The sequence below is a fragment of the Streptomyces sp. NPDC015032 genome, from assembly GCF_043080425.1.
Lineage (GTDB): Bacteria > Actinomycetota > Actinomycetes > Streptomycetales > Streptomycetaceae > Streptomyces.
Genome location: NZ_JBIBVN010000010.1, coordinates 125315 through 141183, shown reverse-complemented (window position 1 = coordinate 141183; position 15869 = coordinate 125315). Strand labels below are relative to the sequence as shown.

Annotated in this window: 10 protein-coding genes and 1 pseudogene; 6 read left to right on the top strand and 5 right to left on the bottom strand. The window is 69.8% G+C overall.

Translation table 11 applies throughout. The features are described from left to right. Positions 1-11: 11 nt before the first annotated feature. From nhaA to ACF08M_RS17095, 3 genes are all read right to left on the bottom strand, one after another. Positions 12-1418: a Na+/H+ antiporter NhaA gene (gene nhaA, locus ACF08M_RS17105; protein WP_392186055.1), complete on the bottom strand. Its 1407-nt coding sequence runs from the start codon at positions 1416-1418 to the stop codon at positions 12-14. 219 nt (positions 1419-1637) lie between these two features. Further along, a complete protein-coding gene (gene acs / locus ACF08M_RS17100) occupies positions 1638-3593 on the bottom strand; it encodes an acetate--CoA ligase (RefSeq protein WP_392186054.1) in 1956 nt (651 codons plus the stop codon). 258 nt (positions 3594-3851) lie between these two features. Next, on the bottom strand, positions 3852-6788 hold the full coding sequence (locus ACF08M_RS17095; RefSeq protein WP_392186053.1) for a bifunctional SulP family inorganic anion transporter/carbonic anhydrase: 2937 nt from the start codon (positions 6786-6788) through the stop codon (positions 3852-3854). Positions 6789-7089: 301 nt separating this feature from the next. On the opposite strand from ACF08M_RS17095, the pseudogene ACF08M_RS17090 reads away from it, so the two are divergent. After that, positions 7090-7795: pseudogene (locus ACF08M_RS17090) on the top strand (hypothetical protein); the annotation flags it as partial. Positions 7796-8031: 236 nt separating this feature from the next. Here ACF08M_RS17090 and ACF08M_RS17085 read toward each other — a convergent pair. Continuing rightward, positions 8032-9027, bottom strand: a complete 996-nt coding sequence (locus ACF08M_RS17085) for an ATP-binding protein (RefSeq protein ID WP_392186052.1) — start codon at positions 9025-9027, stop codon at positions 8032-8034. Positions 9028-9129: 102 nt separating this feature from the next. Between ACF08M_RS17085 and ACF08M_RS17080 the strand changes: the two genes are divergently transcribed. Further along, positions 9130-9954: an oxidoreductase gene (locus ACF08M_RS17080; RefSeq protein WP_392186051.1), complete on the top strand. Its 825-nt coding sequence runs from the start codon at positions 9130-9132 to the stop codon at positions 9952-9954. Positions 9955-10532: 578 nt separating this feature from the next. On the opposite strand, the gene ACF08M_RS17075 is transcribed toward ACF08M_RS17080, so the two are convergent. Then, a complete protein-coding gene (locus tag ACF08M_RS17075) occupies positions 10533-11372 on the bottom strand; it encodes an HAD family hydrolase (protein WP_392186050.1) in 840 nt (279 codons plus the stop codon). Positions 11373-11939: 567 nt separating this feature from the next. On the opposite strand from ACF08M_RS17075, the gene ssd reads away from it, so the two are divergent. From ssd to ACF08M_RS17055, 4 genes are read left to right on the top strand one after another with little or no spacing between them, the layout of a single operon-like run. After that, complete coding sequence (ssd, locus tag ACF08M_RS17070) at positions 11940-13001, top strand: septum site-determining protein Ssd (RefSeq protein ID WP_392186150.1); 1062 nt, start codon at positions 11940-11942, stop codon at positions 12999-13001. Beyond that, the gene (locus ACF08M_RS17065) at positions 12998-14146 is read left to right on the top strand and encodes a TadA family conjugal transfer-associated ATPase (RefSeq protein ID WP_392186049.1); all 1149 of its coding nucleotides are present in this window, start codon (positions 12998-13000) and stop codon (positions 14144-14146) included. Before ssd ends, ACF08M_RS17065 begins: the two co-directional genes overlap by 4 nt. Further along, the gene (locus ACF08M_RS17060) at positions 14143-15024 is read left to right on the top strand and encodes a type II secretion system F family protein (RefSeq protein WP_392186048.1); all 882 of its coding nucleotides are present in this window, start codon (positions 14143-14145) and stop codon (positions 15022-15024) included. The genes ACF08M_RS17065 and ACF08M_RS17060 overlap by 4 nt, the downstream gene beginning before the upstream one ends. Beyond that, positions 15021-15824, top strand: coding sequence for a type II secretion system F family protein (locus ACF08M_RS17055; RefSeq protein ID WP_392186047.1), 804 nt, complete (start codon positions 15021-15023; stop codon positions 15822-15824). The genes ACF08M_RS17060 and ACF08M_RS17055 overlap by 4 nt, the downstream gene beginning before the upstream one ends. The last annotated feature ends 45 nt before the right edge of the window (positions 15825-15869 follow it).

The window sequence follows — 15869 nt, the reverse complement described above, 5'->3', positions numbered from 1 at the left end:
CTGGTGTCAGATCATGCCGGACTGTCCGGCTTGCTGCGCGCTGCCCCCGCCACTTGGGCAAGGCGGCGGTGTTCGGCCGCCTTCTTCTCGTAGATCGAAGCCATCCGCAGGTGGTACTCCGGGTCGTCCTGCTCGTAGATGTCGGGCACCCCGTCCTCGTCCTCGTCGAGCTCCTCGGCCTCGTACAGCGTCCGGTATTTACGTACCCGGAGTTTGAGCAGCACCCCGGCGAGTACGGCGGCCATCAGAGAACCGAGCAGGACGGCCGCCTTGACCTCGTTGATCATGTCCTCGTCGCCGGCGAAGGCCAGTTCGCCGATGAGCAGTGAGACGGTGAAGCCGATCCCGGCGAGACAGGCGACCGCGAAGACATCCGCCCAGGCCAGGTCCTTGTTCAGCTCCGCCTTGGTGAAGCGGGTGGCCAGCCACGTACCGCCGAAGATGCCCACCGCCTTGCCGACGACGAGCCCCAGGACCACCCCGAGCGTCTCGGGCCGGGTGAAGACATCCGCCAGCGCGCCGCCGGAGAGGGAGACCCCGGCCGAGAAGAGCGCGAACAGCGGTACGGCGACACCGGCCGACAGCGGGCGGATCAGGTGCTCGATGTGCTCGCCGGGGGAGTGGGTCTCGCCGTCCCGTGCCGTGCAGCGGAGCATCAGGCCCATGGCGACACCGGCGATGGTGGCGTGTACGCCGCTGTTGTACATCAGGCCCCAGATGACCACGGCGAGCGGTACGTAGATGTACCAGCCGCGGACATTCCTGCGCAGCAGCAGGTAGAAGACGCCGAGACCGATGAAGGCGCCGATCAGCGCCATGAAATTGATCTGCTCGGTGAAGAAGACCGCGATGATCAGGATCGCGAAGAGGTCGTCGACGACGGCGAGGGTCAGCAGGAAGGCGCGCAGTGCGCTCGGCAGCGAGGTCCCGATGACCGCGAGAACGGCGAGGGCGAAGGCGATGTCAGTGGCGGTGGGGACGGCCCAGCCGTCCGTGGAACCGCCGCCGGTCACGGCCACGAGCGTGTAGACGACGGCCGGAGCCGCCATTCCGCACAGCGCGGCGACGACGGGGAGGGCGGCCGCCTTGGGGTCCCGCAGTTCGCCCGCGACCAGTTCCCGCTTGAGCTCGACGCCCGCGACGAAGAAGAAGACCGCGAGCAGTCCGTCTGCCGCCCAGTGCGCCACGGAGAGGTTGAGGCCCAGCGAAGCGGGCCCGAAGTGGAAGTCGCTGACGGCCGCGTAACTGGAACCGAAGGTGTTCGCCCACACCAGGGCCGCTATCGCGGAGACCAGCAGGATGACGCCGCCGACCGTCTCGGTGCGCAGCGCGTCCGCGAGATAGTTCCGCTCGGGGAGGGGCAGACGCCCGAGAAAGGTGCGGCGGGGGGAAGGGGGTGCGGGGGTGGGCGCGGCCACGAGTGAGGACCTCCGGGTCGGTACGGCAGCGATGGCATGGCTGATGCACTTGCCGACCAGACTTCCCGGCACACCCTGTGGAGATTTCTTATTGGTTTGTTGACGCGGCTGCCACTGTACCCGGGGCGTGTGGGGCTGTATTCGGTGATCTTCACCATAAATGCCTGAGGGGCACCCGGCGCGTTGCCGGATGCCCCTCGGGGGACGTACGTGCTGCGGTCAGTCCTCGGAGGAGGAGGACGGCAGCTGGGTCTGGATGAGGTCCATCACCGAGGAGTCGGTGAGCGTCGTGACGTCGCCCAGCTCGCGGTTCTCGGCGACGTCACGCAGCAGACGCCGCATGATCTTGCCGGAGCGGGTCTTCGGCAGCTCGGCGACCGGCAGGATCCGCCTCGGCTTGGCGATCGGGCCGAGCGTGGCGCCGACGTGGTTGCGCAGCTCCGTGACGAGCTCCTCGGACGCCTCGGCCGTACCGCGCAGTATCACGAACGCGACGATGGCCTGGCCGGTCGTCTCGTCGGCGGCGCCGACCACGGCGGCCTCGGCGACCGACGGGTGCGACACGAGCGCCGACTCGACCTCGGTGGTCGAGATGTTGTGCCCGGACACGAGCATCACGTCGTCGACCCGGCCGAGCAGCCAGATATCGCCGTCCTCGTCCTTCTTGGCACCGTCGCCCGCGAAGTACTTGCCCTCGAAGCGCGACCAGTAGGTGTCGATGAAGCGCTGGTCGTCGCCCCAGATGGTGCGGAGCATCGACGGCCACGGCTCCGTGAGGACGAGGTAGCCGCCCCCGCCGTTCGGAACCTCGTTGGCCTCGTCGTCCACGACCGTGGCGGAGATGCCGGGCAGGGCACGCTGGGCGCTGCCGGGCTTGGTCTCCGTCACGCCCGGCAGCGGCGCGATCATCATCGCGCCGGTCTCCGTCTGCCACCAGGTGTCCACGATCGGGCACTTGTCGGCGCCGATGTGCTTGCGGTACCACATCCACGCCTCGGGGTTGATCGGCTCACCGACCGAACCGAGGACCCGAAGGCTGCTCAGGTCGAACTTGGCGGGGATGTCGTCACCCCACTTCATGAACGTACGGATCGCGGTCGGCGCGGTGTAGAGGATCGTGACGCCGTACTTCTGCACGATCTCCCAGAAGCGGCCCTGATGCGGGGAGTCGGGCGTGCCCTCGTACATGACCTGCGTCGCGCCGTTGGCCAGCGGGCCGTAGACGATGTACGAGTGGCCGGTCACCCAGCCGATGTCGGCGGTGCACCAGAAGACGTCGGTCTCCGGCTTGAGGTCGAAGACCGCGTTGTGGGTGTACGCGGTCTGCGTGAGGTAGCCACCGGAGGTGTGCAGGATGCCCTTCGGCCTGCCCGTGGTGCCGGAGGTGTAGAGGATGAAGAGCGGGTGCTCCGCCTCGAACGCCTCGGGGGTGTGCTCGGCGGACTGACGGCCGGTGATCTCGTGCCACCAGACGTCGCGCCCCTCGGTCCATGCGGTGTCCTGGCCGGTGCGCCGCACCACGAGGACGTGTTCGACACTGTCGATACGGGAGACGGCGTCGTCCACGGCGGGCTTGAGCGCGGACGGCTTGCCCCGGCGGTAGCCGCCGTCGGCGGTGATGACGACCTTGGCGTCCGCGTCCTGGATACGGGCCGCGATGGCGTCGGCGGAGAAGCCGCCGAAGACCACCGAGTGCGCGGCGCCGATGCGGGCGCAGGCCAGCATCGCGATGGCGGCCTCGGGGATCATCGGCAGGTAGACGGCGACCCGGTCACCCTTGCCGACACCGAGTTCGGTGAGCGCGTTCGCGGCGCGGGAGACCTCTTCCTTGAGGTCGGAGTAGGTGATCGCGCGGCTGTCGCCGGGCTCGCCCTCGAAATGGATGGCGACCCGGTCGCCATGACCGGCCTCGACATGGCGGTCCACGCAGTTGTACGCGACGTTGAGCTTGCCGTCCGCGAACCACTTCGCGAAGGGCGGGTTGCTCCAGTCGAGCGTCTCGGTCGGCTCCGTGGCCCAGGTCAGGCGACGGGCCTGCTCGGCCCAGAAGCCCAGCCGGTCCGCCTCGGCCTGCTCGTACGCCTCCGCCGTGACGTTGGCGTTCGCGGCCAGATCGGCAGGCGGTGCGAACCGCCGCTCCTCACGAAGCAGATTGGCCAAGCTTTCGTTGCTCACGACATCTCCCATTCAGGGTGTCCGTTGTGTCCCGGGGCATAGCTCATCAGGCCAGAGGCCGGGTGACAAGTGTCTGCCCGGAATTGGTTTAGACCTGTTTCTCGGGTATCGAGACACAGTCCCGCCTCCACTTTGCGGGCGCTGCGCTGCGACGCGATGCCGACTGCCGCGGAGCAGAGCGACACGGTGCGTCGCGCAGCGCACGGCGCGATGCGGAGGCGGGACCACTAGGTCTCACGGACCGGTGGCGCATGTGGTTCAGACTTCAGTGTGCTCCCGCTCGCCCGAACCGGAGGGGTCGCCCGGGGCGGTGGTGCTCCCCGGGGTGTCGGTGCCGCCGGAGGCGTGCACGGCCGCCAGGGTACGGACGGGGGCGTCGGCCGGGGTGGGAGTGAGGGCGTCGGCCGGGGCTGGGGCGTCGCCCGGGTCCACGCGGTCGAAGACCTCGTCGAGCGTGAGCCCGGCGCTCGCACCCTCGGTCAGCAGATACGCCTGGGCCTCGCCCACGTGGAAGTACATTCCGTGCAGGTGGAGTGTGCCCTCGGCGAGCCGCTGCGCCACCGCTTCATGGGCCCGCAGATGGTCCAACTGCTGGACCACATTGGTGAGGCAGAGCTGCTCCACCGCATCGGTCGGCAGCCGGCCGGAGATCCGGGCCCAGGGGTGATGTCGGGACGCCATCCGCTTCAGGCTCGGCAGCCCATGTCTCAGCCAGCGCCACAGGGGTGTCTGCGGAGTGCCCGGGTTCGGCTGGGCATCGAGCAGTGCCTGCATCGCGCCGCAGCCGGAGTGGCCGCAGACGGTGATGGACTCCACCTTCAGCACGTCCACCGCGTACTCGATCGCGGCGCCCACCGAGTCGTCACCCGACTCGGTGTCCGGCGGGGGCACCAGATTGCCGATGTTCCGCACGGTGAACAGGTCACCGGGGCCGCTCGCCGTGATCATGCTGGTGACCAGGCGGGAGTCGGCGCAGGTGATGAAGAGCTGGGAGGGGCGCTGGCCCTCGCGGGCCAGCCGGGCCAGCTCCTCGCGCACCAGCGGGGCGGTGTTGCGCTGGAACGAACTCAGGCCATTGGCCAGGCGGTTGCCGCCGGTCCGGCGCCGGGCTGCGGCGGGTGGGCCGGCCGGGTCGGGGGCGCTGTGGGCTCCACGGCCGGAGGCGCGGCCGACATCGGGGACGGAGTCGGAGCCGTGGGCGTTCTCGGCGCCGGGGGCTGGGCTCGATCCGCCGCCCGGAGCGCTGTCCGTGTCGAGGCGGGCGCTGTCGAAGGGGGCGCCGGGACCGTGGTGGTCCTCGGGCGTCTGCTCGGGCCGGTCGTGACAGTGGTGGTTCCGCCACGGTGTCCAGGGGCGGCAACAGGAGTGCGCCGACGAGGCGGGTTCGGCGATCCGCCCGCCCGACCTGCCGGTGAAGACGACCCGGCCGCCGTGGGCCGTCTGGGCAAGGCTCCAGTCCTGGATCGCCTCGTACGCCGCGTGATCCATGAAGAAGCCGTCCAGTTCGACGACGACATCCTCGCCCTGTGGTAACTGGCCGAGCGCCCGGCTGAGCCGAGGCACCGCGAGGAACGTCAACTGGCCTCGCACAGTGACCAGATGCTGTCCACCTTGATCGGTCACCGTGATCCTGGTCCGGGCCAGCCGGTGCAGGGCGACGGCCACCGCCACCGCGATGCCGATCGCCACGCCCATGAGCACACCGAAGAGGACCACGCCGGTGATCGTCGCCCCGTACACCAGGAATTCCCGGTGCTTGTGGACATTGCGGATGTGGGCGAAGCTCACCATCTGGATGCCGACCATCATGACCAGCGCGGCGAGCGCGGCCAGCGGGATCCACTCCAGCACGCCGACCAGCAGCCCGGCGGCCAGAACCATCCAGACGCCGTGCAGCACGGTGGAGGCGCGGCTCGTTGCTCCCGCCCGCACATTCGCCGAGCTCCGCACCGCACCGCCGGACACCGCCAGCCCGCCCACCAGCCCGGACACGGCGTTGGCGATGCCCTGGGCACGCAGCTCACGGTCGAGATCGGAGCGCCTGGCGGGTGGCGGAGAGGGGGACGGTGGGGTAACCGCGATGTCAGAGACGGGCGCCGTAGGTGTGGCGGGCAGGTTCGGTGGGTCTGACGGGGACGCCGGGGGCAGGGCCGACGGCGATGTCGAACCCGAACCCGAACCCGACTGTGATGCCGGTGCCGGTGCCGGTGCCGGTGCCGGTGCCGGTGCCGGTGCAGGCATGGGCGTGGAGTTGGCGGTGGAGGTGGGCGGCAAGCCGACCTGCGACCGGGCGGAGGTTCGCTCGCCGACACGGTCGGCCGACAGCTTGTCCACAGCCACCGCGGCGAGCATCGACTCCAGACTGGCCACCAGCATCACCGTGAACACGGCGGTGGCCAGGGCGAGTACGGGGCCGTGGGGCATCTCCGGCAGTGCATGCGAGTGCCAGGACGGCAGATCGACCCGGGCGATCCCGGGTGCGGCGATCGCGGCTGTGGTCGTCGCGGTCACCACCGCGGCGAGGGCCGCCGGAACTCGCCGTACCACTTGGCCGATCTGACCGGGAATCCGTGGCCACAGGACCAGGACGGCGATGGTCAACACGCCGATCAGCGGGGCGGCTGGTCCCACTCTTTTCAACTGGTCCGGTAACGCAAGGGTGTTGGCTACCGCTGAACTCTGGGGCGAGCCGCCGAGCACGATGTGCAGCTGGGCGAGCGCGATGGCCACGCCGATTCCGGCGAGGGTGCCGTGCACGATGGCGGGGCTGACGGCGAGGGCGCTGCGCGCCGCCCGCAGCGAGCCCAGCAGGATTTGCAGCAGCCCGGCGCCGATGGTGATGGCGCAGGTGGTACGCCAGCCGTAGATCTGGATCAACTCGGCTGTGACCACGGTCAATCCGGCAGATGGGCCGCTGACCTGGAGGGGGGTGCCGCCGAGCAGTCCGGCGACGATACCGCCGACGGCGGCGGAGATGAGGCCGGCCCCCAAAGGGGCGTCCATGGCGACGGCCAGGCCGAGCGACATGGGGACGGCCAGCAGGAAGACCGTGATCGATGCGGACAGGTCGGCGCCCGTGATGCGGAAGCGTCCGCCGCGCGGCGGCGGGCTGTGTGGTCGCTTGATTCCCGAGGCGCGGGGTGGGTGTGAACTGCGGGATGGGTGGTCATGGCGAGTAGGTGCGCAGGCAGACATTTTCCCGTCTCCTCCGGGTCAGCGCGGTCGCGGAACGTGGGGGACGCGGTCGTGGGTCACGGCGTGCAGCGGCGGGATTTCTCAACTCTCAGTAAATAGATCGTAATGGAGAGTAAAGATTTGTGTCCATGGTTGAGGTCAAATGGCCCAGTCAACCACCCATTCAAGTGAATAGGCAGCTTTTCGGGCGGCCTGTCGCACTGATTCCGGCAGCGCTGCATGCGACCTTGGCCGCGCTGTGTCGGCACCTCGACGCGAAGGCACCTGCAGGGAAGAGGGTGGGCGGATGCCGGCTGCCACGATGAGGGGCGCCGCGAAGAGGTCCGCGGTCGGCCGGATCGCCTTGGACGTCGTGGTCGTCGCGCTGACTGCCGCGTTGGCAGGCTGTTCCTACGGTTCGGAACCAAGGGCCGGAGCCGCCGGACCCGGCGCCGCGAAGCCGGGCGCCGGAGCGGAGAGGCACGCCCATCGAGCCGCGCCCAAGAACGCGTTGCGGCTCATCGGCGATGGCTCGACGGCCTTCACGGCAGCCAGCCGAAGCAACCCGTGGCGCAACGCCTGACACCTGGCCAGAAGCCCCGCGGATCGTGGTGTTTCGGAACACCATCGCCCAGGTGCGCGGTGCCTGGGAGGACGGGAACGAGATCGGCACCCACTTCAACGGCCACTTCTGTGGACCCGAGGGTGGCGCCGAAGCCCGGACCGTCGACCAGTGGAAGAGCGAGATCGGCCAGGCCAAGTCCTTTGTGAAGAGCTGGAAGACCGACGACCCCGGTCTCAAGGACGAGAAGCCGCTTCCCTTCGACTACGACAAGGAGCTCATCGGCGGCTGCACCCCTTGTCCGGAGGGGCAGAAGAACATGGTCGCCGCAGCACGGGCGATGGGCATCCGCTACGACTTCAACGGAGTCAACAACCAGGTCTGGCCGAAGAAGAAAGATGGTATCTGGGACCTCTCGATGGACTACAACTTCATGTTCAACCAATCCGGTACGACACGGCCCGGTGCGGATCAGGCCGTTAGCCGGCCCGCAGGCAGCGCTCGGTGAAGGGGTGCCTGATGAGGGTGCCTGATGGCCGGGCGCAGCCGCCGTGCTGCGTGTCCTTCGGTTGCGGACCGGTCGCGCTACGAGCTGACTCCTGGGGTGCAATGGCGCCCCGGCGGAATAGACACATCCTCCCGTCGGGGCGCCCACCGGCCAGGCGGGCCGAGTCGACTGAACAGGCGGGCGCAGCCGGCTGATCAGGCAGGCTGGGTGGCGCCGTCCTGCGCGTACCGCTCGTCGAGCACGAAGGCGGGGTCGACCTGGGCAGCCAGGTCGGCGCCCGTCTTCTCATTGCCCCAGCTCTCCGCGTTCTTCAGATGGAAGTGCACCATCTGTCGCGTGTAGCGCTCCCAGTCCCGCTGCTCGTAGGAATCCTCCGCGGCGTTCTGCAGCGCCTGCAGAGCCATCCGGTTGTCCGCCTCCAGCAGCTCGAAGCGGGCGGGCCGACCCTTTTCCATCGCCCGTACCCAGTCGGAGTGCCCGACGGTGACCAGCAGGTCGTCGCCCACCTCGGCGCGCAGGAACTCCAGATCGTCCTCGGCCTGGACCTTGTTGCCGATGACCTTTAGCGCGATCCCGAAGTCCCGCGCGTAGTCCTTGTACTGGCGGTAGACCGAGACCCCCTTCCGGGTCGGCTCGGCGACCAGGAACGTCATGTCGAAGCGGGTGAACATCCCGGAAGCGAAGGAGTCCGAACCCGCTGTCATGTCAACGACGACATAGTCGTCGGGGCCGTCGACCAGATGGTTGAGGCAGAGTTCGACCGCACCGACCTTGGAGTGGTAGCAGGCCACGCCCAGGTCGGACTCGGTGAACGGTCCGGTGGCCATCAGCCGGATCTCCCCGTCGTCGAGCAGGACCGTGCGGGCGCACGCGTCATAGACCGGGTTGTCCTCACGTACCCGCAACAGCCGCGAGCCCTCGCCCGGCGGGGTCGTCTTGATCATTGTTTCGGCGGAGGCGATACGGGGATTGCTGCCGCGCAGATACTCCTTGATCAGAGGCAGCTGTGCTCCCATGGCGGGCAGTGCCGCAGCCTCCTGGTCATCGAGGCCGAGTGCGGCCCCGAGGTGCTGGTTGATGTCGGCGTCCACCGCGACGACATGGACTTCATTGGCGGCGAGGTGGCGGATGAAGAGCGAGGACAGCGTGGTCTTGCCGCTGCCGCCCTTCCCTACGAAAGCGATCTTCATGTTCACCTAGGGTAGCGGGGCGATCGCAGTCTGCTGTCACACTTCGTGAAGAAGGCCACTCCCGGGTGGTATCGGTGCAGGGGGCGCGTAGCCTCGCTACTTATGAGTACGACTGCCTCTGATCCGCTCGCCGCCCTGGGTGCCCTGCCCGGAGTCGCCGACGCGGTGGACTCCGTACGCAAGGCCGTCGACCGGGTCTACGGTCACCGTGTCATGCGGCGCCGCAGCAACGAGGTCACCGCCGAAGCGGCACTGCGAGGCGCCCGTGGCTCCGCGGCCCTGTCTGGGGCCGACTGGAATCTGGAGGAGGTGCGCCGACGCACCGACTTCAGCGGTGGTGGTGAGGCGCATGTGATCGGAGCGGCCCTGAGGCTGACCGCCGAAGCGGGCCAACTGCTCTCCATCTGGCGGCAGTCACCCTTGCGTGTCCTGGCGCGACTGCATCTGGTTGCGGCCGGCGGCGCGGAACCCGAGGATGCTGTCGGCCGTCCGCGGCTGGCGGGTGAACCCGTGGACGAGCCGCTGATCGAAGCGCCACTGCCGGAGGCCGGCGAGGTGGCCGGGCGGCTGGAGGGGCTCTCCGGGTTGATCCTTTCAGGGACTTCGGCGCCCGCATTGGTGACCGCCGCAGTTGTACACGGTGAATTGCTGGCCCTGCGGCCCTTCGGTTCGTACAACGGCCTCGTCGCCCGGACCGCCGAGCGGATCGTGCTGATCGGAAGCGGGCTCGACCCCAAATCGATCTGCCCCGCCGAGGTGGGCCATGCCGAGCAGGGGCGGGCGGCGTACGTTGCGGCGTTCGAGGGCTATCTGTCGGGGGCGCCGGAGGGGATGGCGGCCTGGATCGCGCACTGCGGGCGTGCCGTCGAGCTGGGCGTCAGGGAATCGACGGCGGTGTGCGAGGCGCTGCAGCGCGGTGCTGCGTAACGAGCGACGAGGCGGCGGCTGCGCGGTGTCGGGCGCGACGCACTGAAGATCCTCATCGCGTAGCTCCAGGACCGTGACCCCGGCCCGGCGCTGCCACAGAGGTGGGAGCGACTCCGGGGTAACTTCACCGGAGCAACTGCACTGCCCGACAAATGGGTTGCGGCGGTACCGTTCTCGGTACCGCCGCTGGCATGTCTACCCAGTTACCATGCGTCCTCGATATGTGCCCATCAGGGCGGGGACTTCGCCCGCTCCCTGGTGCGGCTGGCCCGTAATCGACGGGTCGACGTCGCGTGGGTACTCGGTTTTCATGCTCGGTCCGTGGGGCCTTCTCTGCGTTTCAGGTTAATCCTCTCGGATGTCCTTGGTCTCGCGGGCCGTTGAGTCCTTTGTACTCCAGAGCCGGGGTGAGCGGTAGGGCTGACCACAGTTCTTTACTTTTAGGTTCAATTACGGGTGAGTCGGATAATTCGCTTCGGTCGGTGAATTTGGGCGATCGGTCGCCTTGTCCGGTCCCGTTGGCCGATCCAAGGGATGGGCCCCGAGGGCGTATCGGGGCCGTTTCCCCGGCTTGTGCGTCAGGCGGAGGGGGCGGTGGCGCGGCGGCGGGAGGTGTACCAGACGAGCCCTGCAGTGACGGCGGCCGCGCCGACCGCCGCTGCCGCGACCAGGGCGGGGCGCGGAGGCATCGAGAACGTGGGCAGCCGCTGCTTGAGCCGGACGGGACGGTCGAAGACGAGAACCGGCCACTCGCGGAGCGTCGCCTCGCGCCGCAGAGCGCGGTCCGGATTCACCGCGTGCGGGTGTCCGACCGACTCCAGCATCGGTACGTCGGTCGCCGAATCGCTGTAGGCGTAGCAGCGCGAGAGGTCGTACCCCTCCGACACCGCGAGCTCCTTGATCGCCTCGGCCTTCGTCGGTCCGTACGCGTAGTACTCCACTTCGCCGGTGAAGCAGCCGTCGTCGCCGACGACCATTCGGGTGGCGACGACCCGGTCGGCGCCGAGCAACTCGCCGATCGGTTCGACGACCTCGGCGCCCGAGGTCGAGACGATCACTACATCGCGTCCGGCGGTGTGGTGCTCCTCGATGAGCGTCGCCGCTTCGTCGTAGATGATGGGGTCGATCAGATCGTGCAGGGTCTCGGCGACGATTTCCTTCACTTGTCGGACGTTCCAGCCCTTGCAGAGCGCGGAGAGATATTCCCGCATCCGTTCCATCTGGTCGTGATCTGCGCCCCCGGCGAGGAACACGAACTGCGCGTACGCGGTGCGCAGTACAGCGCGGCGGTTGATCAGTCCGCCTTGGTAGAAGGACTTGCTGAAGGTCAGCGTCGAGGACTTCGCAATGACCGTCTTGTCCAGGTCAAAGAAGGCTGCTGTGCGCGGCAAGAAGCGGTTTTCCACAAGGCAGAGCATAGAGGGCCACCATTCGGCGTAAACTCCGGCGCGTGGGTTTGCCTGAGAAGCCTCTCGGGTACACCATGGAAGTCACGGATCGTTCGCGACCGTGCTAACCCGGTCCGGCTCCTCCCCCCCCCGAGTCGGCCGTGGGGACGACCCCCGCTCTCCCCCCCGGCGGGGGTCGTCGCATGTCCGGACGCGTTTCTGTCGTGCGGAATCAAGCACTCTGCCTCCATTTCGGCCGCGGCGGCCCGTTTCTCGCGCCGCCTCTCACCACCTTGACCCGTCACGGTGTGTAGCGGAAGTGCTGCTCTCCGGAAGTCGTCGGTATGAGTGACCGAGTTATTCACAACGGTGGAGTTGTCCACAGTTTTTGAGCAAGATCCACACGATTTTCCGAAGCGCTGCACGGTGATTCCAGCCGCGAAGTCCGCGGGATGCGGAATCGCCGATCTCGGAACGCTCCGAGATCATCGCGAACCGCGGTGAACGTGCAGTGAGAAGGGGGTGGAGATCGTGGCTGAGTCCAACGCACGGGATCGTCTGCTGGTCGCCGAAGTGCGGCGGGGTGGACCACTGATCGTGACGGAGGATGTGGAACTTCTCGACGATCTGCTGCGGCTGTGCGCAGCTGCCGGAGCGGAACCGGAAGTTCATCACGCGCTGCCCGAGCGCAGGGGCGGCTGGGAGCAGGCGCCGATGGTTCTCGTGGGGGACGATGCCGCCCAACGGTGCCGCGGGGCAGTGCGCAGGCGCGGTGTGATGCTCGTCGGCCGGGACCAGGACGCCCCGGACGTCTGGCGCCGCGCCGTGGAGATCGGGGCTGAGTATGTGCTGAGGCTGCCCGATTCGGAAGGCTGGCTCGTCGATCAGATCGCCAATGCGGCGGAAGGCGTGGGCAGGCCGGCACTCACCGTCGGGGTGATCGGCGGACGAGGTGGTTCCGGCGCGTCCACACTGGCCTGTGCCCTTGCGGTGACCGCGGCAAGGGCCGGGCGGCGGACCATGCTGATCGACGGTGACCCGCTCGGCGGGGGCATCGATGTGCTGCTCGGCGGTGAACGGGCAGAGGGGTTGAGGTGGCCGGATTTCGCCCATTCCAAAGGGAGGGTCGGCGGAGGCGCGCTGGAGGAGTCACTGCCCGCACTGCACGGGTTGCGGGTGCTCAGCTGGGGCCGTGACGACTGGGTGGTGATCCCGCCGCAGGCTATACAGGCTGTACTGGCCGCCGCGCGCCGGCTCGGCGGGGTGGTGGTTGTTGATCTGCCGCGCCGGGTCGACGAACCGGTCGCGGAGGCACTCGCGCAGCTGGACCTCGGACTGTTGGTGGTACCCGGGGAGCTTCGGGCGGTCGCGGCGGCGAAACGTGTGGCGTCGACGGTCGGGATGGTGCTGGACGACCTGCGGGTGGTGACCCGGGGTCCGTACGCGGCGGGCCTCGACGAGCGGTGGGTGGCGCAGGCGCTCGGGCTGCCGCTTGCCGGTGAACTCCCCTTCGACGCCGGGTTGTCGGCAGCTCAGGACGGCGGGGCACCGCCCGGCGGAAGCGCGCGCGGTCCACTGGCCAGATTCTGCACGGCCTTCTGGGAGCGGGCGCTCGCCTCGGAGGGTGTGGGAGGACGAGCGGCCGGGGGTGCGTCATGACCGAGGCGCTGCTCGACGCCGTACGACAGCGGCTGGCGCAGAGCGGTGCTGCGCCGACCCCGGCAGGGGTCGCGGCCGCGCTGCGTGCCCATGGGCGGCTGCTCGGCGATGCCGAAGTGCTCGGTACGGCCGACGAGTTGCGCGGCGAGCTGGTCGGGACCGGGGTGCTGGAACCGCTGCTCGCCGACCCCGCGGTGACGGACGTGCTGGTCTGTGCGCCGGACCGGGTGTGGGTGGACCGGGGCGGCGGGCTCGAACTCACCGGGGTGACGTTCCCGGACGCCGCCGCGGTGCGCAGGCTGGCGCAGCGACTGGCGGCCGTGGCGGGGCGGCGGCTGGACGATGCCCGGCCGTGGGTGGACGCACGGCTGCCGGACGGCACCCGTATGCATGCCGTGCTGCCGCCGGTGTCCGTCGGTTCGACGTGCCTGTCGCTGCGGGTGGTCCGGCCCAGGGCCTTCTCGCTGACGGAGCTGATCACGGCGGGGACCGTGCCACCCGGCGGTGACCGGGTGCTGCGGGCCCTGGTGGAGGCCCGGGTCTCGTATCTGATCAGTGGGGGGACGGGGGCCGGGAAGACGACCCTTCTGTCGAGCCTGCTGGGTGCGGTCGGGGAGCGTGAACGAATCGTGCTCGCCGAGGACTCGGCAGAGCTGCGGCCCGACCATCCGCATGTGGTGCGCCTGGAGTCACGTCCCGCCAATCAGGAGGGGGCGGGACGGGTGACCCTTCGGGACCTGGTGCGGCAGGCACTGCGGATGCGGCCCGACCGGCTGGTGGTGGGGGAGGTACGGGGTGCCGAGGTGACCGAACTGCTGGCCGCGCTGAACACCGGACACGAGGGTGGTTGCGGGACGGTTCACGCCAATGCTGCCGAGCATGTTCCGGCCCGCCTCGAGGCGCTGGGCACGGCGGCGGGGCTGGACCGGACGGCACTTCACAGCCAGTTGGCGGCGGCGCTGTCGGTGGTGGTCCATCTCGTGAGGGACCGGGCAGGGCAGCGGCGGATCGCCGAGGTGCAGGTCCTGGAACGGGACGCGGCAGGGCTGGTGGTGACCGTGCCGGCGCTGTGCTGGGCAGCCGACGGATTCGTGCGGGAGCGGGGTTGGGAACGGCTGCGGCGGCTGATCGGGGGTGCGCTGTGAGTGGTGGTGCGGCGGCGGGGCTGTCGACGGGCGCGAGCTGCGCGGCGGTCCTGTGCGTCGCGGTGGCGGGTTGGTTGGTGGCGGCGCATGACCAGGGGCGGAGGAGAGCCCGGGGGCTGTTCACCGACGGAGTGGTGGAGTCGCCGCTGCGCGCGCGCTGGGAATGGAGCCGGGGGTGGTTCCAGGGGTGGCTGCGGGAGCGGCGGGAGTGGCTCTGTCTGCCGGCGGCGCTGGTCATCGCCGTGCTGGGGGAGTCCGTGCTCCCGGTACTGGCCGGAGTGGTCGCGGTGCCGCTGGTGCGGCGGTGGCTGCGGAAACGAGCCTTGGCGCAGGAGCGGGAATGCCGGGCCGACGGGGTGGTGGCGCTGTGCGGCGCCGTCGTGGGTGAGCTGCGGGCCGGGCACGAGCCGGGGCAGGCGCTGCTGGTTGCTGTCCGCGGGACCGGGGTGATGGGAGCGGCGGAGGCCGGTGTGTCCGCTGCGGCGCGGTTCGGTGGCGACGTGCCGGGGGCGCTCGGACACGCGGCGCGGGAGCCGGGCCTGGACGGGCTGGCCGGGGTGGCGGCCTGCTGGCGGGTAGCGGTGGATGGCGGGGCCGGGCTCGCGGCGGGACTGGACCGCCTGGAGGGTGCGCTGCGGGCCGAGCGCCGCAGGCGGGAGGAGTTACGGGCCCAGCTGGCGGGTGCCTGGTCGACGGTGGCCGTGCTGGCGCTGCTGCCGGTGCTGGGCCTGGGGCTGGGGGCGGCGCTCGGAGCCGATCCGCTGAGGGTGCTGCTGCACACACCTGCCGGACTGGTCTGTCTGGTGGCGGGCGGGTTGCTGGAGGCGGCAGGGCTCTGCTGGGCCGGACGCATCGTACGGGCAGGGGAGGCGGCGTGAACGGGGTCACCGGCGAAGCCGCCCACCGGGTGGTGGCGGTGTGGGCGGTTCTGGGCGCGGTCCTGTATCCGGTCCTTGCCCTGGCAGTGCGGCGGAGGAGGCGGTTGGTACGCCGGCGGGGTGCGGTGCTGCTTGCGATCGGCCCGGAGAAGCGTCGGCGCGGACGAGCGGTCTCCTTCGCCCGGGCGAAGGAGTGGATCGCGCCACTGGGGGCTGTGGCGACGGGCGTGGTTCTGATCGGTGGCCTGCCGGGGTGCGTGGCCGGGCTGGCGGGGGCGTACGGCGCTCGTCGGTGGCAGCAGTCCCGGCGCGGCCGCGAGCCGGGAGCCGGCGTTGCGGATGCCGCGGAGACGGCTGAGGCCGTACGCCAACTCCCGCTGGCAGCCGATCTCCTGGCGGCCTGCATCTCGGCCGGTGCCGGGCCCCGGGAAGCGGCGGAGGCCGTGGGGGAGTCGCTGGGCGGGCCGGTCGGCCTGCGTCTGGCGCGGATGGCGGCGGAGATCCGGCTCGGCGGTGAACCCGCGGTGGCCTGGGGGCGGTTCGGGGAGATGCCGGGCGCCGGTGCCCTGGCCCGCTGCCTGGACCGGGCGGGATCGACCGGGGCCCCGGCAGCGGAGCCGGTGGCTCGGCTGGCCGAGGCGATGCGGGCGGAGCGGGCGAGTGCGTCCGTGGCGCGTGCCCAACGGGCAGGCGTGCTGATCACCGCGCCGGTCGGACTCTGTTTTCTGCCCGCATTCCTGGCAGTCGGGGTGGCGCCGGTGGTGATCGGGTTGGCGACCGGCCTGCTTCGTTCCGGCTGAAAGAAAAGCACTGACCAAGGATCCATTCAGTAGTAATTACATATT

Excerpts from the sequence above, each read along its gene's own strand:
- ACF08M_RS17080 (WP_392186051.1), top strand. The coding sequence starts at position 9,130 with ATGAGTACGACTGCCTCTGATCCGCTCGCCGCCCTGGGTGCCCTGCCC.
- ACF08M_RS17065 (WP_392186049.1), top strand. The coding sequence starts at position 12,998 with ATGACCGAGGCGCTGCTCGACGCCGTACGACAGCGGCTGGCGCAGAGC.
- ACF08M_RS17085 (WP_392186052.1), bottom strand. The coding sequence starts at position 9,027 with ATGAAGATCGCTTTCGTAGGGAAGGGCGGCAGCGGCAAGACCACGCTG.
- ACF08M_RS17075 (WP_392186050.1), bottom strand. The coding sequence starts at position 11,372 with ATGCTCTGCCTTGTGGAAAACCGCTTCTTGCCGCGCACAGCAGCCTTC.
- ACF08M_RS17095 (WP_392186053.1), bottom strand. The coding sequence starts at position 6,788 with ATGTCTGCCTGCGCACCTACTCGCCATGACCACCCATCCCGCAGTTCA.